The organism is uncultured Abiotrophia sp., from assembly GCF_963520105.1.
Lineage (GTDB): Bacteria > Bacillota > Bacilli > Lactobacillales > Aerococcaceae > Abiotrophia.
On sequence record NZ_CAUQPN010000002.1, the window covers coordinates 183,168 to 202,828 of the forward strand.

The following is a 19,661-nucleotide window of genomic DNA, read 5'->3' on the forward strand; positions in this document are numbered from 1 at the left end:
TCCGAGCCAGTGGCCCACTCCGTCGAGTGGACCACTAGCTCCAGGGAAATCGTTGAAAACGGGCCAGAATCTAGGAAAAGTGTCGAGCTAGTGGCCCACTTTAAAGAGTGGACCACTAGCTCCCAGGAAATCGCCGAAAACGGGTCAAAACCCAGGAAAAGTGTCGAGCCAGTGGTCCACTTTGAAGAGTGGACCACTAGCTCCCGGGAAAAGGCCGGAAACAGGCCGAAAACCAGGAAAAGTCCCGAGCCAGTGGTCCACTTTGGAGAGTGGACCACTAGCTCCTCAGAAAAGGCCGAAAACGGGCCAAAATCCAGGAAAAGCTCCGCGCCAGTGGCCCACTCCGTCGAGTGGACCACTAGCTCCCCAACACCCCGCCCAAAACAGGCCACAATCCAGAAATCCCCCTCACGCCAGCCCTGCAAAACGGCACCGATTCCGTGCCGCATAAGGCCTAGACAAGAAAATGAGCAAAAGATTAAAAAACTTTAATAAAAGCATTGTAAAATGAGCCGGAGTAGTGTATACTTTTCTCATCATCATGATTTAGGAACCATATTTTAGGAGGTACACTATGAATTTTAAAAAGTTAGGAACAGCACTCTTCGCGGGTCTCTTGCTCGCATCCCCATTGGCTACTGTCTCAGCCCAAGACACCGTTAAAGTCGGCGGTAACTTCGAGCTCTCAGGGGCGGCTGCCGCTTACGGGACGCCAATGGCTAGTGGTTTGAAATTAGCTGTTAAGCAATACAATGAAGAACACGGCGGCGTTAACGGCAAGAAAGTCGAAGCGCAAGTCGAAGACAACAAGTCTGATAAGACAGAAGCCGCTGCGGCTGCAACCAAATTAGTCGCTGCCGGCGTGGCAGGGATTGTAGGTCCTGCAACTACCGGGGATGCCTTAGCAGAAATTCCAGTCGCTAACGACGGCAAAACACCAGCTATCTTCCCTGCTGCAACTGGTAACGGGATTACCCTCGACTCTGCAGGCAAAGTCTACGACTACATCTACCGTGTCTGCTTCGAAGATTCCTTCCAAGGGGTGGCCGCTGCTAACTACTTAGCGGATACTCAAGGTTACAAGAAAGTGGTTCTCTTGGTTGACCAAGCTAACGACTACTCACAAGGTTTGGCTGATAGCTTCGTTAAGCAATTTGAAGCTAAAGGCGGGACCATCGTAGCCAAAGAATCTTACCAAACTAACGATACTGACTTCTTAACTGTCTTGACTAACATCTCTACTCAAGACTTCGACGCCCTCTACGTACCAGGTTACTATACTGAAGCTGGTTTGATCATCAAGCAAGCGCGTGAACTCGGGATCGACAAGCCAATCGTTGGTGGTGACGGTTTTGCTAACGACACCTTGGTTGAATTAGCAGGTAAAGACAACCTTAACAACGTCTTCTACACTTCTCACTACTCTGACAAGAGCGATGACCCAGCAGTTAAGAAATTCGTAGAAGCCTATGAAAAAGAATACGGCAAGAAGCCAGATACTTTCGCAGCTCTTTCTTACGATGCGACTAACGTGCTCTTGCAAGCTATCAAGGATGCAGGCTCAACTGACCCACAAGAAGTTAACAAAGCCTTGGCTAAAATCAAAGACTTCAAAGGGGTAACCGGGACCTTCTCATTTGACGAAAAACACAACCCAGTGAAGACAGCGGTAATGCTCCACTTCGAAAAAGGTGAAGTTACCGAAGCTGTGAACGTGTCAGCTGAGTAATCGACAGCAGACTCCCTCATGCTAGTGTCGTATTGTTGCTTGGACATCCAGTCATAGCACAATACGACCTTTTTCATGAGGAAGTATGGCGCCTTAGCCTTAGGACTGCTATACTTAATTTGTAGCCATCATACACAGAAAGGAGCTTATGCCTATGAACCTCCAGTGGTTCTTACAACAACTTTTTAACGGCTTGTCGACGGGGAGTATCTACGCCTTGATCGCCTTGGGTTATACCATGGTCTATGGGACCATCCGCTTGATTAACTTCGCCCACGGGGACATCCTCATGATGGGGGCCTTCTTCGGTTTCTATCTGGTTAATGTCCAGGGCATGGACTTCTACTTATCCTTAGCTTTAACCATGGTCTTTACCTCCGTCTTAGGGGTGACTATTGAAAGGGTGGCCTACAAGCCCCTACGTAAATCGACTCGGGTAGCCGCCCTTATCACCGCGATTGGGGTCTCCTTCCTCCTAGAAAATGCCATGATCTATTTCTTCGGTCCGGAAGTTAAGGCCTATCCAACTAGCTTTAAGACCACCACCTTCAAAGTTATGGGAGCGGTCATTAACTCCAAACAAATCTTAATCTTCGTGACAACTATCCTTTTAATGGTAGCTCTACAATTTATTGTTAAGTACACCAAGATGGGGAAAGCCATGCGGGCGGTAGCGGTCGATGAAGAAGCAGCTCAACTCATGGGGATTAACGTTGACGCGGTGATTTCCTTTACCTTTGCGCTAGGGTCTGGCCTAGCAGGGGTAGCCGGCGTCCTCTACGGTCTCTACTCCAACCAAATGGCGGCCACCATGGGCTTGACGCCAGGGCTTAAGGCCTTCGTCGCTGCCGTTGTCGGTGGGATTGGCTCCATTCCGGGTGCCATGGTCGGGGGTTACCTAATCGGTCTCTTGGAGACCTTCGTCTCTGCCTTCGGGGGTTCAGCCTTCAAGGATGCGGCCGTATATGCCCTCTTAATTGTTATCTTGCTCGTCTTGCCGGCAGGTCTCTTCGGTAAGAACGTCAAAGAGAAAGTGTAGGTGAAGCCACATGCAACGATTCCATCAACGCAACCTGATTTGGTTGACGGCAGCCCTCTTGGGTTATGGCCTCTTGTGGCTCTTAACGTCGACTAACTTAATCGATTCCTACTACCAAATCACCTTAATCAAAATTATGATTGATGTCATCTATGCCATCGGGCTCAACCTGGTCTTAGGGGTAGCCGGCCAGTTCTCGCTGGGGCATGCGGCCTTTATCGCTGTGGGGGCTTACTCAGGTGCCATCTTCGCAACACGTCATGCAGACCTAGGGGGTCTCTGGACTGGGATGCTAGTCGGTGCGGTTGTGGCTGCTGTCTTGGCTGTCTTAGTCGGGATTCCAACCTTGCGCCTACGCGGGGACTACTTGGCCATCGCCACCCTGGGTGTTTCTGAAATCATCCGGGTCGTCATCACCAACTACAAGACCCTAACCAACGGACCTCAAGGGATTAACGCCATTCCTAAAGTGGCAACCTGGCCATTAGTTTACTTCTTCATGGTTGTGACCACTATCTTGATTCTCAACTACTTCTACTCCAGTGCGGGCCGGGCAACCTATGCCATCGAGCAAGATGAGATTGCCGCAGAGTCCATGGGGGTTAACGTGACTAAGTACAAGGTGATCGCCTTCGTCTTAGGTGCCATTACTGCCGCTATCGGCGGTGCACTCTATGCTGGTAACATCGGGGTCGTCACCCCAGGGGACTTCACCTTCAACAAGTCCATTGATGTCCTCATTATCGTCGTATTCGGCGGGATTGGGAGTTTCACCGGTTCCTTCGTGGCAGCCGTGGTCTTAGGGATTCTCAATACCCTCTTACAACCTTATGGGCAGCTTCGTATGGTCATCTATGCCATCGCCCTCATCCTAATCATGATCTTCAGACCGGGTGGTCTCCTAGGAACCTGGGAATTACGTCTAGGCTCCCTCTTAACCAAGAATAAAGCGAAGAAAGGAGCAGTCTAATGGCCTTACTAGAAGTCAATCAACTTACTAAAAACTTTGGCGGTTTGGCAGCCGTGTCCAACGTCTCCCTCAAGTTAGAAGAGCAAGAGCTTGTAGGCCTTATCGGTCCTAACGGGGCCGGCAAGACCACCTTCTTCAACCTCTTAACAGGCGTCTACGAGCCAACAGAAGGGACTGTCACCTTATCCACTGCTGATGGGGTCAAGACCTTGAACGGCATGGCACCTTATAAGATTAACCAACTAGGCTTGGCGCGGACCTTCCAAAACATTCGCCTCTTCAAAGACCAAAGCGTCTTGGAAAACGTCATGGTAGCCATGCACGGGCACAATCATGATGCCATCTGGTCCAGCATTTTCCGGACCAAGGCCTACTATGAGACAGAAGCTAAGATGAAGGCTAAAGCCTTAGAACTCTTGGAAATCTTCGACCTAGCCCAATACGCTCAAGACAAGGCTAAGAACTTGGCCTACGGTCAACAACGTCGTCTGGAAATCGTCCGGGCCCTGGCCACTGAACCTAAGATTCTCTTCTTAGACGAGCCAGCAGCCGGCATGAACCCAGCAGAAACCGCTGAGTTAACCGCCTTAATCGAACAGATTCGCCAACAATTTGGCTTGACCATCGTGCTAATCGAACACGATATGGCCTTGGTTATGGAAATCTGCCAACGCATCTATGTCTTGGAATACGGCCGACTCTTGGCCCAAGGCACGCCAGAAGAAATTCGTCAGAACCCAGATGTTATCCGGGCCTACCTAGGAGGTGACGCCTAATGTTACGTGTTGAGAACTTAGCCGTCAACTACGGCATGATTAATGCAGTCCGTGGCGTTAACTTCGAGGTTAACCAAGGGGAGATTGTCTCCCTGATTGGGGCCAACGGGGCTGGTAAGTCGACCATCCTACGGACTATCTCTGGTTTGATTAAGCCCGCTTCCGGGACTCTGACCTATGAAGGCCAGAACATTACCAAAACCAACGCCCAGAAGATTGTCCAGTTAGGGATTTCCCACGTGCCTGAAGGCCGTCACGTCTTCAAAGGCCTGTCTGTCCGCGAAAACTTGGAAATGGGCGCCTTCTTACGCAAGGACCGCGCCAATATCGAAGAAGATATACAAGCCGTTTATGACCGCTTCCCAGTCTTGGGCGAGCGTCAGAAGCAGGATGCTTCCACCCTATCAGGTGGGGAGCAACAGATGCTAGCTATGGGCCGGGCCCTCATGTCCAAGCCTAAGCTACTTTTACTGGATGAGCCATCCATGGGCTTGGCGCCAATCTTCATCCAAGAAATCTTCAACATTATTCAACAGATTCAAGCTCAAGGGACCACCGTCCTCTTGATTGAACAAAATGCCAAGATGGCCCTGTCCATTGCTAGTCGGGGTTACGTCTTGGAAACCGGTAAGATCGTTCTGAGCGGGACCGGCCAAGAGCTCCTCGAGAGCGACGCCGTCCAAAAAGCATACTTAGGAGGTTAAGCAAATGTACGTTAAAAACTATATGTCAACCGACTTGGTGACCATCACGCCAGATACCACTGTCATTAAGGCGCTGGACTTGATGCGCCAACACGACATTCACCGTTTGCCAGTCGTAGTCAAAGGCCAATTGGTAGGGCTCTTAACAGAGTCTGTCATTGCCAAGAACTCGCCTTCTACCGCGACCAGCCTGAGCGTGCATGAACTCAACTACTTGCTCAACAAGACGACAGCGGCAGACATTATGATTCGCCGCGTCATTACCACAAGCCCAGATGCCCTCTTGGAGCAAGCCGCTTCTGAGATGCGCAATATGGACGTCGGTGTCCTGGTTGTCATGGACCACGCCCAATTAGTGGGGATTATCACTGACAAGGACATCTTCGAAGCCTTCATTGACATCAATGGCTACTACACCCCAGGGACTCGTTTCGTGGTAGAAGTAGTCGATGACAAGGCAGGTATTCTAGAGGACATCGGTGAGACCACCGCTAAGCACAACTGGAGCATCACCCAAATGAACGTCTACCACTTGGACGACAAGACCAATGTGGTGGTTCATGTAGATACTCAAGATTCTGAGGAAGTCGCGCGCGTCTTCCAAGAAAAAGGCTACAAAGTGTCTGGTGTCTTCGTGAAGCCGGAATAAAGCTAAGAACTAGGGAACAGGCTGAGTTTCATCTCAGCCTGTTTTTTTGTATGCTGATATCAAGGGAGTAAAGTAGATACAAAAAATGAAGCGCTTGCACCATTGGTTGTGAAGGACTATAATAAGGTTGTAGGGTGGTATTGTAGGCAGATACCATCAATTTTATGCCTAGAAATATAGTGGGAGGTATCCTTATGTTTGTTGAAAATGACTATATCTTACGCCAAATTAAGCAGATAATTCGAAATTTGGCTAGTTTAACGAATTTGCAGACCGTTTTTGATTTGCTGAGTGATACCATCAATGTACAGGATGAGGCCACTGTTCTTAAGGTGACAAATGCCTACTACGCAGAATTAATACGTATCAAATTGCAAAGCAAAGATAGTGAGTACATGGAGAGGTTGAGTCATAATTCTGGCCTGCCGCTTCATGCCCTAAATAAAATGGTAAGCGGGGAAGAAATGCTAAATAAAGAACAAGTCGAATTATTAAAAGCCTATTTTGGAGACTAAAGATAAGGTTGAGTGGGAAAAACTTAGGATTAAAATAAGCTTGTTGGCTACTAGCATACTTGAGTAGGTGATGATAATGAAGTCATTCAGAAAGATAATCTGGATTATTGTGGCCATACAATTTGTCTTTACTACTATATGTTTTGTCTTTGTCGCACCTGAAACAGTCATTACCCACTTCGGATTTAAGGGGATTGATTCAGTGGGGCCTCGTTATATGCTGTTTTTGGAGCCGATTTGTACCGTAATTAGTGGTCTTTTGATAATATGGGTAGCAAAAGTTAGACGGCGTGAGAATGGAATTAAGGAAAATCTGGATGTGATTATGCCTGCTGAAGGAATGTTGTTAACGGGACACTTGTTGATTGCTGTCATCATGTCAGTTTTGATATTAGATCAAATAGGGCTGACGAATATCTTACAACTTTATTAAATGATGCCTAATCAGAGAAGGGGAGGGGTGAGCGGGTATGAGAACCTTTAGAAAAGTCCTATGGGCCCTAGTGGTGGCTCAGCTCTTGTTTACGCTTGTCTGTTACCTAGTGATAGCGCCTCAGCCAGTCGGCTTATTTAGTGTGGATGCGCTCAGTTCTAACTACCGGCTCTTCTTAGAGCCTTTCGCTGTCGTCTCTTGTGGCCTAGGCTTGAGCTGGTTGGCAAGATGCTATCGACACAGGAAGGGGATTAAAGCCACCTTCCCGGGACTAGTGCCTTTTGAGACCTATTTGTTGCTGGGCATGTTGGTCTATTGCCTCTTTATGTCCTTCCTGGTTCTAGATTATAGTGGCATCATGCGGATGCTGCTGGGCTAGTCAAATCATAATAGAAGTGTTGCTAGCGTGACTAGCAACACTTTTTTATTTTGGGAAGGGTGGAGTGTGGCGAGCCAGTAGCCTAGCTGGCAATGTATGGCTTACTAACTAACTTTTTCTATAATAATTAGTTGTCGTTTCCTGCTGTATAAATTATGAAATAAAGACACCGAAAATATCTGTTGCGCTTACAAATGCTGATAAAATAATAATTCAGTGTTTACTCAATGTAACAAAATCCCAATTTCTATTGTATTTCTTAGAGGATAAGTAGTATAATATAGGAGTAACAAGATAGGGTGAAGCGCACGCTATCGACTGCTAAGTAAGGACTGTGGAGGCTGGTGGGACCCGGCCTCTTTTTGCATATATAATCGGATATAGACTTTAATACTAATGGAAATGCAAACGAAAGGGAGAAATATATGCGAGTTATCAGAACCTCGTTCATTATTGTTTTTTGTATAGCAGGCGCTCTATTTTTAGCTTATCAAGGTGTATACTGGATGGTCCAGAATAATAAGAAGGCTCAATACGCAGAGCTTGTCAGCTTCTTTGATTCGCAGGAAGTAAGGTCTGAAATAGAGCAAGTCATTAAATCCGAAGATCCGCAGGCCTTCACGGAGGCAGGGGTAATAAAAAAGTATGAATTAGATTATGATAGCATGGGTGTGCGAACCGGTAGAAGTATTCGCGTTCTTATAAATGATGATCCTAGTATCTATATAGGTGTTAAATATATATTTGTAAACAACAAATGGCAAATGAGCATAGTGACTGTTTCCAATAAACTACATGTACTGCTTAAGTCAAAAGAGTAAAGGACTATTTCGTTTTAGATCAAAGTTTCTTTCGGAATGGTTTATTGGAACTGATTCGGGCGGAATAGGGGTTAGTATTAACAGGGAAAGAAAGGATTGTTGATGAGGCAACCCCTAGACGTGTTCTAAATATCAGATTAATGAATAAGGGAGAGTAGTTTTATGGAAAAAGGAAAGATAATTAAAATTTTTCTTGTCTTTGTGGCGCTTAGTTTTCTTAGCTATATAGGAAGTCAATATCAAAAAATACAGTCTCAGCTACCTGACCCTGTGACCGTTCCTGGTGAGATTGTAGCAAGCTTCGATAACGGGGATGGAACAGAAAACCATATTTTGAAAAACGATACAATTTTGCAGGTAGAGATTAATTATCCAACTCCCCATAAAGACAGTCGCTATTTCTATGGGTTTAAAAATTTATTTGATTATCGAGCAACTCGGTGGTTTGATTTGAACCTACCTAATCAGCATTTTGAAGCTAACTTCGACGTCTATCTCAGTGAGTGGAGCAAGATTCATAAAGCATTAAAAGCAGGGAATAGCCAAAATAAAACACCTTTGGCAGGTGCTGCGACAAATGAGGCTTTTAAACAATTAAAAATCAATGGCCAACGAGTTGATGAAGTCAAAGAGTATGTCGATGCAGAAGGTAACACTTGGTATTTATGGTACTTTAAGGATATACAACTCAAGTTTTCAGGCAATACAGCGACATTTGAATGAGAAGTAATACTGACGAGGTTACAAAGGAGAGCAAAAAATGAACAAGAAGAAACTAATTAAAATACTAGTCATCCTCGGTATCCTTTATGCCTTGGCTGAACTAGGGCGTTATGTCACCGGTAATGATGCGGATACCAATGCTCGCGTGAAAGAGCCTGGCGAGATTGTCGCGACTTTTGACAATGGAGACGGGACTTCGGATTACATCCGTCGTAATGGGCGCGTCTTTCAATTAGAAGTGAACTATCCTGGAGGCGGTGTCGACAACAAGGTTATGATGAGCATTCGCAATCAGTTTGATTATGGGGCAGTGCATGGTTTTGATAAAGATGTAACCAGTAATCACTTCTTGAGGAATTTCCAGGCCTATCTTGCTGTCCGCTTCTCATCGGGTGGCTTTGGGTCCGATAGATCGCGTTATCCTTTCGCGGGGGCGGCGACTAATCCCATTTTCACGAAACTCAAGATTAATGATCAAGCCGCAGATGCGGTGCGGGAGTACACAGACTCGGATGGTAAGACCTGGTATCTCTGGTATTACCGAGACTTGAAACTACAACTTGGCAATAATGAAGTTAGCTTTGAATGATGAGTGGGAGTTTGAACAGTATAATTATTCAATTGAATACGGAAGAGATCCTATTAACTTCTAGGAGGTTATAAGATGAAAAAGTGTAAGCAATTCATAAAGAAATGGTATCCCTTCTTGATCGTTATCGGGATGATTGTCGGCCCAATTGTCTATCACGTAGTGGCGGTTCAGGTGGAAATACATAATCTAGTCTACGGTCAGGAATTAAAAGACAAACTGGATACTTATTTCACCAAAAGAGATCAGCATGCCTTTACGTCAGAAGGGACTATACAATCTTATGCAATTAACCCGAAAACAGTGGAACGTACTCCCATGGGCGGTGTAAGAATTAGTGTATCGGTTAATGGTGATGAATCAGCGCAAGTGAGGTTTATTGTGACTAGATTTATGCCGAGTAGGGAAATATCGCTAGGTGCAATTGTAGAATCTCAAGAATTTAAAAACCTATTGGAGGGGAAGTAATATGACTGCTAACTTCTCGGACAAAGATCTTCGACTTAATTCAGAAATACAATATCAAAATGGTTATAAACCAGGACAAGAAGTAGGATTTGAAAATAGCAATGGAGAATGGGAGCGCGTTGGATATCTGTATCAAACTATCGATAATAGGGATACTGGTTTGTATACATACATAGTGACAGACCGACCGGTTTCAAGTGAAGCGGATTTTGAACAAGTAAAGTCAGTACATGTATTCTATCGAGGTTCTGAAGGGTTTCTCTCACTCATTACCGATAATGCTGCGTTTAAAAAAGATTGGTATGAGAATGACTTTCCTACCGCTTGGCAGATACTAAATAAAGTTAAAGAAGAATATACACCGCAATTAATAGATGCTTCGAATGTGCTCAATGAGTCTATGAAACAATTTCCAAATGCGTATTTTGACTTAGATGGTCACTCTTTAGGAGGAATGGATGGGCAATTTGCAGTATCGGAGGTTGAAGAGCCTGAGCGAATTAGATCTGCAGTATTTATGAATGCTCCAGGCTTGGGACCGATTCTGACACCGGAAAAAATGAAGTGGGCTCAACAGGTTAAAAATCGTACAGTTCAATTCTATGACCGTTACGATATTGTACAGAAATTTGGTAATCTCGAGTTGTATGGTCTTGATAGTCATTATTCGAATCTGAAAACGTTGGCTATGAATCCGAGAGCATCGGGGTATATTAGAAATCGGTTACTGGAAGAACAATGGGAAAAATACACACGTCCTATGGATACAGTAGGCAGATTAGTTATGATAGACGCTAAAAGAGTGGATGTTGTCTCTCAACATATTTATGGTGGACAACAATATGACTCATACGGACGTTTATTATTAAGCAATACAATACAGAACGACGACCTAATATTGAAAGAGTGGAGAAAGTCGGTTGAATTATATGATCAACTTTATGCAAAAGGAGTGATTAAGAAAATTGCCCAACTACGCAGAAAATACCGAGCGTATTCTGAGATATCTCCGGGCAATGCAAAAATTTATTTGGATTTAGGTATTGCTTCGGGTTTAATTGATGGCGTTAAAGCGTTATTGTCTGATAACGTTCAAAGGATACACTTGGATCTAGATAGAATGCTTGCTCAAGCAGAAGAAATTTGGGCTGAAACTCAAGCGCAATTAGTCCAATTTGCTCCCACTCTTGGGATTATGGAGGCGAATGCATATTTAAGTGGTTGTGGTTCTAGTTATAGTTCAGTAGTTGGCCCAATTCAGGAGTTTGTTGATAAACAAAAGCAAGTATTATTGTCCTTGGAAATAGAATATATGGAGTTATTAACTAGTATCAAGAATAATGCAACTGAGTTGTGGCAAACTGATAGCAATAATGCCGCTAAAATAAAATTTTAGGAAGGAGATAGAATGAGAAAAATAAGCTCACAGTTTAGCAGTTGTGACATTGACAAGGAACGTATACTTCTGCAAACACAATTAGAAGATATAAAGCAGCATAAGAAGAAGATGGTAGATTATTATTTAGATGTTATTGTGCAGCTAAGTAGTAAGTTCAATCAAGATGAGGTATATCGTCTGCACTACGAGAATACCATCAATAAAATAGAAGAAAGAAATGAACAGTACATTGAAAATCTAGATTCAGAGCTAGAAACAATCAAACTGAAATATGCGATATTGATGGAATGAAGGTAAGGGGGGAGTACAATGAGTATTGAATTACAACAAATAGAAGAAAAGAAAGCAATTGAAAGGCAAATTATTGAGGGTATTATTGCGCCTGGTTGTATTGGCAAAATGCAAGCTTTGTTGCAGCAGGCAACTGTAAATACTAAACAATCATATGCAAATATGTCTCGTGAAATATCTGATGTAAAGAATGAGCTGGGTGTCTATATAGTAGGGGAGTTTGGGGAATCTGTTAGTCAGAAGTTGGAAGAGCAGGCTCTGAACCTGCTAAATAAACCCTAGCTAATCGAATTTATTCCGGTGATTAATTGATTAAAGTTTCAGCGCCAAGGCGCGCGCCTGTAGCCACCTTGCCACTTTTTCCCCCACCTCTGATCCCCATCCCCCAAGCACCGCAATTGCATTCTTACATCAACTTGCATATAATATAGAGGTAACACAAGGGGTGCCGCGATTGCGGCTGAGATGGGGCTTTGCCTCGGACCCTCATAACCTGATGAAGTTAATACTTACGTAGGGATGTGGCAAGTTGAATCTGATTGATGGACTCATCCTGCGCGTCATGCCGGGATGGGTCTTTTTTTATCGAGTCCAAACGCAAGTGGGTGTTACGTATTCTCAATAGAAAGGAGACGGTAACCATTAAACAGAGAGTGCATCGCTGGTTTGAATCAAGTGTGGCTTGGCTGACAGGCTTAGGACTCCTGGCCTTGTGGGAAGTGACGGCTCGACTGGGTATGCTGCCGCGTTTTATCATTCCGGCTCCGTCGGCGGTTCTAGCGGCTATCTGGCAAGATGCCCCTAACCTCTGGCGCAATAGTCGGGTAACCCTAATCCAGGCCTTTATCGGGCTGGGCATTGGGATTGTCTTGGCCTTTATTCTGGCGGTCATCATGGACCGCTTCAAATGGGTCCACCGGGCCCTCTACCCACTCTTAATCGTATCTCAGACTGTGCCGACGGTGGCCATTGCCCCGATTTTGGTTTTGGCCCTGGGCTATGAGATGACGCCTAAGATTGTCTTGGTGGTCTTAACTACGATTTTTCCCATTATCATGAGTATCTTAAGTGGCTTCGCCCATTGTGACCAGGATGCCTTGCAGTTGCTGAACATGATGGGAGCCAGTCATTGGCAGACCTTGCGCTATGTTAAGATACCGACCAGCCTACACTTCTTCTTTTCCGGGCTTAAGGTCAGTGTCTCATACGCCTTCGTGAGTTCGGTTGTGGCGGAATGGCTAGGGGGATTCGAGGGTCTGGGTGTCTATATGATCCAGACCAAGAAGGCCTTCGCCTACGACAAGATGTTCGCGGTCATTTTCCTCATTTCAGCACTGAGTTTGATATTCATGGGGCTAGTTGCCCTCATTGAACGACTCGCCTTGCCTTGGCGCTCAAGCAAGGCCCCCCATATTTCCTAAGATTAGAGGAGTGACACACACATGCAAAAATGGATGAAAAAATTCGCGGCTTTGCTTGCCGGCCTATCTTTGGCTGGAACCACATTACCAAGCGTAGCCGCTCAAACAGGTGATGACAACAAGGTAGACCTGATTCTAGACTGGGTACCTAACACCAACCATACCGGGCTATATGTCGCCCAAGCCAAGGGCTACTTCAAGGAAGTGGGCGTGGAAGTCGATATCAAACGTCCACCTGAAGGCTCAACCACCGAATTAGTGGGGCTAGGTAAGGCGGCCTTCGGGATTGCCTTCCAAGATTCTTTGGCTAAGCGATTTGCGGGTGGCTTGCCAGTAACGGCGGTAGCGGCTATTATTGAACACAATACCTCCGGTATTATTGCTAAGGAAGAAGCCGGCATCAAGGATCCTAAAGGTCTGGAAGGGCACAAGTACGGCACTTGGAATGACCCAATTGAGTTGAAGATGATGGAATACATGACTAAGAAGGCCGGCGGGGACTTCTCCAAGACAAGTCTAGTGCCAAATGATGGCGACAACTCCATTATCGGCTTGGCCAATAACCAATTCGACGCAGCCTGGGTTTACTATGCTTGGGATGGGATTTTGGCAGGCTTCCAGAAGGTGTCCACCACTTTCTTCCAAATTCGGGACATCGCGCCAGAATTGGACTTCTACTCACCAGTTATTATTGCCAACAACGATTACCTCAAAGCCCACCCAGATCAAGCCAAGAAGGTCTTGGCAGCTATCAAGAAGGGCTATCAATATGCTATGGAACATCCAGAAGAAGCGGCCGACATTCTGATTGAAGCGGCCCCAGAATTGAAGGACCAACGTGATTTCGTCGTGGCTTCCCAAAAATGGTTGAGCGAGCGTTACGCTAGCGATCCAGCCAAATGGGGCCAGTTCGATCCAGCGCGTTGGAATGCCTTCTATCAATGGCTCTACGACAACAAACTGGTCGAAAGCGACCTAACTAAGGGCCAATACTTTAGCAATGAATATTTAGGAGCGGAGTAAGGTGCTAGAAATTCGGGATTTAGCCTACGGCTACGACCAGCAAATGGTCATCCAAGATGTTAATCTTCAGGTGGTAGCGGGCCAGACCGTGGCTATCCTGGGTCGAAGCGGGGTCGGGAAGACCACCCTCTTTAATTTAATCGCTGGCATCTTGCCGGTCCAGTCAGGCTCCATTAGCCTAGCGGGACAGCCCTTGGAACCCGGTCAGGTCAGCTACATGCTGCAAAAGGACATGCTTTTCGAGCACCTGACCCTAGTGGATAATGTGGCCCTGCCCCTAGTGGTGTCTGGGGTCAAGAAGTCTCAGGCCCGTGCCGAGGCCAAGCAGCTACTAGAAGAATTCAAGCTAGCGCCTTGGGCCCAGCACTATCCCAAGTCTCTGTCAGGGGGCATGCGCCAGCGGGCAGCCTTCCTGCGGACGGCCTGCTTCAAGCGCCAATGGGTCCTCTTGGATGAGGCCTTTGGTGCCTTGGACGCGGTGACCCGGCGCCAGCTGCATCAGTGGTTCCTCCACTACAAGCAGCAGATGGGCTGGTCGACTCTGCTCATCACCCACGATGTGGATGAGGCCTTGATTTTAGCCGACAAGGTCTATGTCATGGGTGGCAAGCCAGGGACCCTGCAAGCTGTCCACGACATTCAACTGGATAAGTCGGACTTCGAAGCCATTGGCTTTAGTCCAGAATTTCTTCATTACAAACGCCAACTACTCGATGATTTAGCCAAAGGAGTGCTGCCAGAAGATGCCCTTATTTAAGCAAGATGCGACTTACTACGCGCAAGAAGTCAAGGCCGGTCGTTTGACGGCCAGCCAATTGGTGGACTGGGCCCTCGAAAATATCCAGGCCCTCAATCCTAGCCTACATGCGGTGGCTCATGTCCAAGCCGAGAGTGCGCGGGCCCAAGCTCAGGCTCATGACCAACTCTGGCGTCAGCTGTCAGAGTCAGAACGTCAGGAATTGCCTGCCTTCTTTGGGGTGCCTATTCTGCTCAAGGACTTGGGCCAACTCCAAGCTGGGGAGCCTTCCTATGCGGGCGCCCAGCTTATGGCCGACTATGTAGCCAACCAGACTTCTTATTTCGTAGAACGCATCCAGGCTTTGGGCTTTATCGTGGTAGGCCGGACCAATGTGCCGGAATTTGGCTTTAAGAATATTAGCGATGCCCAGTTTACCGGAGCAGTCAGCTATCCCGGGGATCTAACCCGCAATGCGGGCGGGTCCAGTGGTGGGGCAGCGGCTGCGCTCAAGGCGGGCATGGTGCCAATTGTCACAGCCAGTGACGGCGGGGGCTCTATCCGGATTCCCGCTAGCTTCTGTGGTCTGATTGGCCTCAAGCCTTCCCGTGGCCGGGTGCCAGTTGGCCCCGACGGCTATCGGGGCTGGCAGGGGGCATCGGTACATTTTGCTTTGACCAAGTCGGTCCGGGATACCTGGACCTTATTGGAGGGGCTGCAGGTGGAACAGTGGGCTGCACCTTACATGGTGCCTCAAATGAGTCCTGGTCCCCTGACCTTGCCTCAGCGTCCGCTCAGAATCGCCTATCTGCTGGATTCGCCCCTAACACCTCAAGTTCGCTTAGATGTGGCCAACTTGTTGCGCCAGACGGTAGAACGATTGGCAGGCATGGGTCATGAGCTAGTCGCAGTTGACTTCCCAGTGGATGTCATAGCGGCGGCGCGTGATTATACCACCATGAATGCAGTTGAGACGGTTGCCATGATGCGAGGATTTGAGGCTAGTCTGGGTCGCGCCTTGACGCCAGACGATATGGAGCCAATGACCTGGGGCATCTACCAGGCCGGCTTGCCTTGGGATGCTGCCGATTACAGCCAGCTGCTGGGCCGTTGGGATCAGCTAGCGGCTGATTTGGAGAATTTCTTCCAGGACTATGATATACTTTTGACGCCTGGGACCAACGGGCCGGCGCCCCTGCATGGGTGCTTTGCGGCTTCGGCGGAGATGGCTCAGCGCCTCTTGAATCAGGAGGGCTTAGCCAAGGAGGCTCGCACCGACCTCATTATGGAGCGTTGGCGGGAAAGTTGGGCTTACACGCCTTGGACCTTCCTCCAGAACCTGGCTGGTCAACCGGCCATCATGTTGCCTCTTGGCAAATCGTCAGAAGGCCTACCGCTGGGTGTCCAGCTTTGGGCCGGCAAGGGCCAGGAACGGGTTCTCTGCCAGTTGGCGGCGGCTTTTGAAGCAGCAGGTGTCCTAAAGACAGAAATTATCGAATAGACAGCTCTGAGGCTGGGACGAGTTCCCAGCCTTTTCTTATGGCTTTGTCTTGGGTCCCAGCAAATCCCTGTGCTATAATAGAAGGGAAAGAAGAAGGGAGCGCGTATACATGCAAGCTGAACGATTAGAAGCCCTAGTTAAGGGCATCAAGGTAGCAGGGGTTGCCCAACAATTAGTGACTGACCCGTCAAGTATTGCTTATTTGATTGGCTATGAGACCCAGCCGGGAGAGCGGCTCTTACTGCTCAAGGTGGCAGCTGACGGTCGTCATCAACTCTATCTCAACCAACTCTTCCCACAGGCTAGTGACTTAGCAGACGACTTAGAGATTGTGACCTATCGTGATGGGGAGCCAGTTATCAGCTGGTTGGCCCAAAGTCTGGCGCCCGGTAAAACGGGGATTGATAAGGTTTGGCCAAGTCATTTTCTCTTGGATCTGATGGCGGCCCGCCAAGATTTGAAGCCAGTGAATGCTGCTTATTTGGTGGATGACCTGCGGGCCATCAAGTCACCTGAGGAGCAAGAACTGATGCGGGAGGCGTCTGCCCTTAACGATCAGGCCACCCTAGCCCTCATTAACTTGGTGGCGGATGGCTTGCCAGAATCTGAAATGGTCAGCGAATTGGCTGGCATCTATCAGCGTTTGGGTTGCCAAGGCTTCTCCTTTGAACCGATTATTGCCTACGGGGCCAATGGGGCGGATCCCCACCACGAAACTAATGACGACCGCCCTCAACCGGGTGATTCAGTGGTAATTGACATCGGCTCTTCTTACAAGGGCTACTGTTCGGATATGACCCGGACCGTCTTCTATGGGGAGCCGGATGAGGAGTCGCGGCGGGTCTATGAGACCGTGCGTCAGGCCCAAGAAGTGGCCATTAAGGCAGTCCGTCCAGGTGTGACCTTGGCTAGCATAGACCGGGCGGCGCGCCAGGTTATTGAGGAGGCTGGCTATGGGGAATACTTCACCCACCGGACCGGCCACTTTATCGGGCGGGAAGTCCACGAAGCAGGGGACGTTTCCGAGTTCAACCAAGCCAAGGCCCAAGTCGGCCAAATCTTCTCTATCGAGCCAGGTATTTACCTGCCAGGCAAGGTCGGGGTGCGGATTGAAGACTTAGTCTTGGTGACAGAGACCGGTTGCCAAGTCCTCAACCAGGTCAGCAAGGATCTGATTGTGGTAGAACCACACTTGAAATTCTAATAGCTTAGTGGCCAGAGCGAGGTGAGTTCTGGCTACTTTTTGTTTAGGGGAGTCAGTACTTTGACATCAAATCCTAAAAAAGAGTTAACATTACTGACATAATAAGATTTTTAGTGTATAGTAGACTTGTTGACGGTCTTTCCAAGGGACAACCGTGAGACATGACTTAAAGGAGTAGACGCTATGAGCAAGCTATCGCTCGAGAAAAAACGGAAGCTGATTCAAATTCTCACCGTAGTGGGTTTGGTTCTGACCGTTACGGGCTCAGTCTTTATTGCCAGTTCGCCTTATTTTAAGGAAGGTGGCGGCTTTGGAGAACTGCTTAAAAGTATGGGGATATTCGGTCCCTTACTCTTCCTCTTATTACAAATTTCCCAGACAATTTATCCCATTATTCCTGGTGGCCTACACAATGTCATTGGTGACGTGATCTATGGTCACTTTGGTGGCTTCCTGCTCAACTGTACGGGCATGGTCATCGGTTCCTGCATTAACTTCTTCCTAGGCAAACGCTTCGGATCTAGTTTCATCAAGGCCTTCTTGTCAGACAAGCAATACGACCACTATATCGCCAAAATGAATGATGGCCCGGGCTTCCGTCGCCTACTTAAAATCGGCTTCGTGGCGCCCATCTTCCCGGACGATATCTTCTGTATGATTACCGGTATGTCCAACATCACTTTCAAAGAATTCGTCAAGATGGTACTGCTCTACCGGCCGGCTTCCCTCTTCTTCTTCACCTTCCTGTCCAGTGAGATCATTCAGTGGCTCTTCCGGACCTTCCTTCAGAAGGGGTGATAGGATGTTTCGTTGGATCTTCATTAAGCTAGTGCGTTTCTATCAGTTGGCCCTATCGCCACTCTTCCCACCTAGTTGCCGTTATAGTCCGACCTGTTCCACCTATACTATCCATGCCATTGAAAAACATGGCGCCTTCAAAGGCCTCATCATGGGCTTGGCGCGGATTAGTCGCTGCCATCCCTTTGTGGCAGGGGGCAAGGACCCGGTGCCGGACTACTTTACCTTAAGACGCTCAACCCTAGCAGATGGCAGTCCTAAGCCCCATCCCAAGGGTTGTTGTCACCACCATCACTAACAATAAGCGATTAAGCTAGGACCTCCAGGTCCTAGTTTATTTTTGTGCCTGAAGGTGTTTATGAGACCTGCCTCTTTTTTTGTGGTCTTGCTTAGGGTATACTAGTACTTGTAAACTTGATGAAAGCGAGGAAATCCTATGATGAAATCCTTCAAATCATTCCTAATGAATGTCTTAAATGGCTCCGCCCTAGGGGTCATCGCTGCCTTGATTCCCGGGGCTCTCCTAGGAGAACTCTTCAAGGCCCTAACGCCAAGTTTCCCTGACTTGGCCTTCATGACCCAGATTGTCAGTGCCACCAATACTTTTGTTGGCTTTGCGATTGGGGTGGCGGTTGCCATTCGTTTCGCCTTCAATCCCCTAGAGACTATCACGGTCGGCATGACCACCATGTTGGCAGGTGGCTCCCTTCAATTCCTAGAGTCTGGCCTTCAGCTTAAGGGGACGGGGGACATTATCACCATGTGTGTGACGGCCGGTCTGGCGGTGGCAGTCATCCAATTCTTGCGCCCACTGGTGGGGGCTTACGCTATTCTGGTCATTCCAACCTTGACCGTCATTGTGGCCGGTGGCTTAGGCCGTGTGCTCTATCCATACTTTATCCTCATTACCGGTAAGATTGGGGAATTTATCGCCCATCTCTTGACCTTAGAGCAGACCACTCTCTGCATCTGTCTAGCCATTATTTTTGCCTTGATTATTGTATCGCCTATTTCTTCAGTCGGCATCGGGATTGCCATTTCCTTGGCGGGCGTCGGTTCAGGGGCGGCCAACCTAGGGATCGTGGCTTGTGGTTTCGCCTTGGCCATTGCGGGACGTCGGGTTAACTCACTAGGGACCTGTATCGCCCACTTCATCGGCTCGCCTAAGTTGTCCATGCCTAACATTATCAGCCATCCTAAACTCTTGTTACCAATCTGTCTCAATGCAGGCATTATGGGACTCTTGGCCTCCGTCTTCTATATTCAGGGGACGCCGCTATCAGCAGGCTTTGGCCTGAGTGGTTTAGTAGGTCCCGTCAACCACCTCAATATCGTGGGTTGGACAGCCGGGAATGGCCTAGTAACAGTCTTACTCTTCGTTGTGGCCCCAATTGTTTTGGGCTTCGCTAGCGACTACCTCTTCGTCACCCGTCTGGGCTGGATTGACCCAGAAAACTATCGTATTACCATCTAATTCAAGAAAAGGAGACAAA

At 47.7% G+C, this 19,661-nt stretch carries 24 protein-coding genes and 1 riboswitch; all 24 genes read left to right on the forward strand.

Going from position 1 to position 19,661, the window contains the following annotated elements:
• Positions 1-574 precede the first annotated feature (574 nt).
• Positions 575-1,729 (forward strand): ABC transporter substrate-binding protein, encoded by a 1,155-nt coding sequence (locus RWO08_RS04030; RefSeq protein ID WP_291454241.1) that lies wholly within the window; start codon positions 575-577, stop codon positions 1,727-1,729.
• Between the two features lie 154 nt (positions 1,730-1,883).
• Positions 1,884-2,768: a branched-chain amino acid ABC transporter permease gene (locus RWO08_RS04035; RefSeq protein ID WP_311467571.1), complete on the forward strand. Its 885-nt coding sequence runs from the start codon at positions 1,884-1,886 to the stop codon at positions 2,766-2,768.
• 10 nt (positions 2,769-2,778) lie between these two features.
• Entirely contained in the window at positions 2,779-3,738 is a 960-nt protein-coding gene (locus RWO08_RS04040; protein WP_311467573.1) for a branched-chain amino acid ABC transporter permease, read from the forward strand.
• Positions 3,738-4,514 (forward strand): ABC transporter ATP-binding protein, encoded by a 777-nt coding sequence (locus RWO08_RS04045; protein WP_023391421.1) that lies wholly within the window; start codon positions 3,738-3,740, stop codon positions 4,512-4,514. Before RWO08_RS04040 ends, RWO08_RS04045 begins: the two co-directional genes overlap by 1 nt.
• The gene (locus tag RWO08_RS04050; protein ID WP_070756321.1) at positions 4,514-5,218 is read left to right on the forward strand and encodes an ABC transporter ATP-binding protein; all 705 of its coding nucleotides are present in this window, start codon (positions 4,514-4,516) and stop codon (positions 5,216-5,218) included. Before RWO08_RS04045 ends, RWO08_RS04050 begins: the two co-directional genes overlap by 1 nt.
• A 4-nt stretch (positions 5,219-5,222) precedes the next feature.
• The gene (locus RWO08_RS04055; protein ID WP_070756322.1) at positions 5,223-5,867 is read left to right on the forward strand and encodes a CBS domain-containing protein; all 645 of its coding nucleotides are present in this window, start codon (positions 5,223-5,225) and stop codon (positions 5,865-5,867) included.
• Between the two features lie 194 nt (positions 5,868-6,061).
• The gene (locus RWO08_RS04060) at positions 6,062-6,382 is read left to right on the forward strand and encodes a hypothetical protein (RefSeq protein WP_070756323.1); all 321 of its coding nucleotides are present in this window, start codon (positions 6,062-6,064) and stop codon (positions 6,380-6,382) included.
• A gap of 76 nt (positions 6,383-6,458) precedes the next feature.
• The gene (locus RWO08_RS04065; protein ID WP_314211274.1) at positions 6,459-6,815 is read left to right on the forward strand and encodes a hypothetical protein; all 357 of its coding nucleotides are present in this window, start codon (positions 6,459-6,461) and stop codon (positions 6,813-6,815) included.
• Positions 6,816-6,852: 37 nt separating this feature from the next.
• Positions 6,853-7,194 (forward strand): hypothetical protein, encoded by a 342-nt coding sequence (locus RWO08_RS04070; protein WP_311467579.1) that lies wholly within the window; start codon positions 6,853-6,855, stop codon positions 7,192-7,194.
• A 425-nt stretch (positions 7,195-7,619) separates the two neighbouring features.
• Positions 7,620-8,015 carry a DUF1310 family protein gene (locus RWO08_RS04075; RefSeq protein WP_314211275.1) on the forward strand — a complete coding sequence of 132 codons (396 nt, stop codon included), beginning with the start codon at positions 7,620-7,622 and terminating at the stop codon, positions 8,013-8,015.
• A 162-nt stretch (positions 8,016-8,177) separates the two neighbouring features.
• Positions 8,178-8,738: a hypothetical protein gene (locus RWO08_RS04080; protein WP_311467583.1), complete on the forward strand. Its 561-nt coding sequence runs from the start codon at positions 8,178-8,180 to the stop codon at positions 8,736-8,738.
• A 37-nt stretch (positions 8,739-8,775) separates the two neighbouring features.
• On the forward strand, positions 8,776-9,327 hold the full coding sequence (locus tag RWO08_RS04085) for a hypothetical protein (protein ID WP_314211276.1): 552 nt from the start codon (positions 8,776-8,778) through the stop codon (positions 9,325-9,327).
• A gap of 75 nt (positions 9,328-9,402) precedes the next feature.
• The gene (locus RWO08_RS04090) at positions 9,403-9,795 is read left to right on the forward strand and encodes a DUF1310 family protein (RefSeq protein WP_314211277.1); all 393 of its coding nucleotides are present in this window, start codon (positions 9,403-9,405) and stop codon (positions 9,793-9,795) included.
• Between the two features lies 1 nt (position 9,796).
• Positions 9,797-11,191, forward strand: coding sequence for a hypothetical protein (locus tag RWO08_RS04095; protein WP_314211278.1), 1,395 nt, complete (start codon positions 9,797-9,799; stop codon positions 11,189-11,191).
• 12 nt (positions 11,192-11,203) lie between these two features.
• On the forward strand, positions 11,204-11,485 hold the full coding sequence (locus RWO08_RS04100; RefSeq protein ID WP_314211279.1) for a hypothetical protein: 282 nt from the start codon (positions 11,204-11,206) through the stop codon (positions 11,483-11,485).
• 18 nt (positions 11,486-11,503) lie between these two features.
• Positions 11,504-11,767: a hypothetical protein gene (locus tag RWO08_RS04105; protein WP_314211280.1), complete on the forward strand. Its 264-nt coding sequence runs from the start codon at positions 11,504-11,506 to the stop codon at positions 11,765-11,767.
• 149 nt (positions 11,768-11,916) lie between these two features.
• Positions 11,917-12,022, forward strand: a riboswitch (TPP riboswitch).
• Positions 12,023-12,090: 68 nt separating this feature from the next.
• The gene (locus tag RWO08_RS04110) at positions 12,091-12,906 is read left to right on the forward strand and encodes an ABC transporter permease (RefSeq protein ID WP_291453839.1); all 816 of its coding nucleotides are present in this window, start codon (positions 12,091-12,093) and stop codon (positions 12,904-12,906) included.
• Positions 12,907-12,927: 21 nt separating this feature from the next.
• Positions 12,928-13,929, forward strand: a complete 1,002-nt coding sequence (locus tag RWO08_RS04115) for an ABC transporter substrate-binding protein (RefSeq protein ID WP_311469093.1) — start codon at positions 12,928-12,930, stop codon at positions 13,927-13,929.
• Positions 13,930-13,972: 43 nt separating this feature from the next.
• Positions 13,973-14,686 carry an ABC transporter ATP-binding protein gene (locus RWO08_RS04120; RefSeq protein ID WP_311469096.1) on the forward strand — a complete coding sequence of 238 codons (714 nt, stop codon included), beginning with the start codon at positions 13,973-13,975 and terminating at the stop codon, positions 14,684-14,686.
• Positions 14,673-16,166 (forward strand): amidase, encoded by a 1,494-nt coding sequence (locus RWO08_RS04125; RefSeq protein ID WP_314211281.1) that lies wholly within the window; start codon positions 14,673-14,675, stop codon positions 16,164-16,166. Before RWO08_RS04120 ends, RWO08_RS04125 begins: the two co-directional genes overlap by 14 nt.
• Before the next feature lie 109 nt (positions 16,167-16,275).
• Positions 16,276-17,370 (forward strand): aminopeptidase P family protein, encoded by a 1,095-nt coding sequence (locus tag RWO08_RS04130; protein ID WP_314211282.1) that lies wholly within the window; start codon positions 16,276-16,278, stop codon positions 17,368-17,370.
• 183 nt (positions 17,371-17,553) lie between these two features.
• Entirely contained in the window at positions 17,554-18,168 is a 615-nt protein-coding gene (locus RWO08_RS04135) for a TVP38/TMEM64 family protein (RefSeq protein ID WP_291428270.1), read from the forward strand.
• A gap of 4 nt (positions 18,169-18,172) precedes the next feature.
• Positions 18,173-18,466 (forward strand): membrane protein insertion efficiency factor YidD, encoded by a 294-nt coding sequence (gene yidD / locus RWO08_RS04140; RefSeq protein ID WP_291430359.1) that lies wholly within the window; start codon positions 18,173-18,175, stop codon positions 18,464-18,466.
• A gap of 141 nt (positions 18,467-18,607) precedes the next feature.
• Positions 18,608-19,642, forward strand: a complete 1,035-nt coding sequence (locus RWO08_RS04145) for a PTS transporter subunit IIC (protein ID WP_291453834.1) — start codon at positions 18,608-18,610, stop codon at positions 19,640-19,642.
• Positions 19,643-19,661: the final 19 nt, after the last annotated feature.

What these genes read in the sequence shown, in the direction of transcription:
- RWO08_RS04030 (WP_291454241.1), top strand. Translation starts at nt 575, where the DNA reads ATGAATTTTAAAAAGTTAGGAACAGCACTCTTCGCGGGTCTCTTGCTC.
- RWO08_RS04035 (WP_311467571.1), top strand. Translation starts at nt 1,884, where the DNA reads ATGAACCTCCAGTGGTTCTTACAACAACTTTTTAACGGCTTGTCGACG.
- RWO08_RS04040 (WP_311467573.1), top strand. Translation starts at nt 2,779, where the DNA reads ATGCAACGATTCCATCAACGCAACCTGATTTGGTTGACGGCAGCCCTC.
- RWO08_RS04045 (WP_023391421.1), top strand. Translation starts at nt 3,738, where the DNA reads ATGGCCTTACTAGAAGTCAATCAACTTACTAAAAACTTTGGCGGTTTG.
- RWO08_RS04050 (WP_070756321.1), top strand. Translation starts at nt 4,514, where the DNA reads ATGTTACGTGTTGAGAACTTAGCCGTCAACTACGGCATGATTAATGCA.
- RWO08_RS04055 (WP_070756322.1), top strand. Translation starts at nt 5,223, where the DNA reads ATGTACGTTAAAAACTATATGTCAACCGACTTGGTGACCATCACGCCA.
- RWO08_RS04060 (WP_070756323.1), top strand. Translation starts at nt 6,062, where the DNA reads ATGTTTGTTGAAAATGACTATATCTTACGCCAAATTAAGCAGATAATT.
- RWO08_RS04065 (WP_314211274.1), top strand. Translation starts at nt 6,459, where the DNA reads ATGAAGTCATTCAGAAAGATAATCTGGATTATTGTGGCCATACAATTT.
- RWO08_RS04070 (WP_311467579.1), top strand. Translation starts at nt 6,853, where the DNA reads ATGAGAACCTTTAGAAAAGTCCTATGGGCCCTAGTGGTGGCTCAGCTC.
- RWO08_RS04075 (WP_314211275.1), top strand. Translation starts at nt 7,620, where the DNA reads ATGCGAGTTATCAGAACCTCGTTCATTATTGTTTTTTGTATAGCAGGC.
- RWO08_RS04080 (WP_311467583.1), top strand. Translation starts at nt 8,178, where the DNA reads ATGGAAAAAGGAAAGATAATTAAAATTTTTCTTGTCTTTGTGGCGCTT.
- RWO08_RS04085 (WP_314211276.1), top strand. Translation starts at nt 8,776, where the DNA reads ATGAACAAGAAGAAACTAATTAAAATACTAGTCATCCTCGGTATCCTT.
- RWO08_RS04090 (WP_314211277.1), top strand. Translation starts at nt 9,403, where the DNA reads ATGAAAAAGTGTAAGCAATTCATAAAGAAATGGTATCCCTTCTTGATC.
- RWO08_RS04095 (WP_314211278.1), top strand. Translation starts at nt 9,797, where the DNA reads ATGACTGCTAACTTCTCGGACAAAGATCTTCGACTTAATTCAGAAATA.
- RWO08_RS04100 (WP_314211279.1), top strand. Translation starts at nt 11,204, where the DNA reads ATGAGAAAAATAAGCTCACAGTTTAGCAGTTGTGACATTGACAAGGAA.
- RWO08_RS04105 (WP_314211280.1), top strand. Translation starts at nt 11,504, where the DNA reads ATGAGTATTGAATTACAACAAATAGAAGAAAAGAAAGCAATTGAAAGG.
- RWO08_RS04115 (WP_311469093.1), top strand. Translation starts at nt 12,928, where the DNA reads ATGCAAAAATGGATGAAAAAATTCGCGGCTTTGCTTGCCGGCCTATCT.
- RWO08_RS04120 (WP_311469096.1), top strand. Translation starts at nt 13,973, where the DNA reads ATGGTCATCCAAGATGTTAATCTTCAGGTGGTAGCGGGCCAGACCGTG.
- RWO08_RS04125 (WP_314211281.1), top strand. Translation starts at nt 14,673, where the DNA reads ATGCCCTTATTTAAGCAAGATGCGACTTACTACGCGCAAGAAGTCAAG.
- RWO08_RS04130 (WP_314211282.1), top strand. Translation starts at nt 16,276, where the DNA reads ATGCAAGCTGAACGATTAGAAGCCCTAGTTAAGGGCATCAAGGTAGCA.
- RWO08_RS04135 (WP_291428270.1), top strand. Translation starts at nt 17,554, where the DNA reads ATGAGCAAGCTATCGCTCGAGAAAAAACGGAAGCTGATTCAAATTCTC.
- yidD (WP_291430359.1), top strand. Translation starts at nt 18,173, where the DNA reads ATGTTTCGTTGGATCTTCATTAAGCTAGTGCGTTTCTATCAGTTGGCC.
- RWO08_RS04145 (WP_291453834.1), top strand. Translation starts at nt 18,608, where the DNA reads ATGAAATCCTTCAAATCATTCCTAATGAATGTCTTAAATGGCTCCGCC.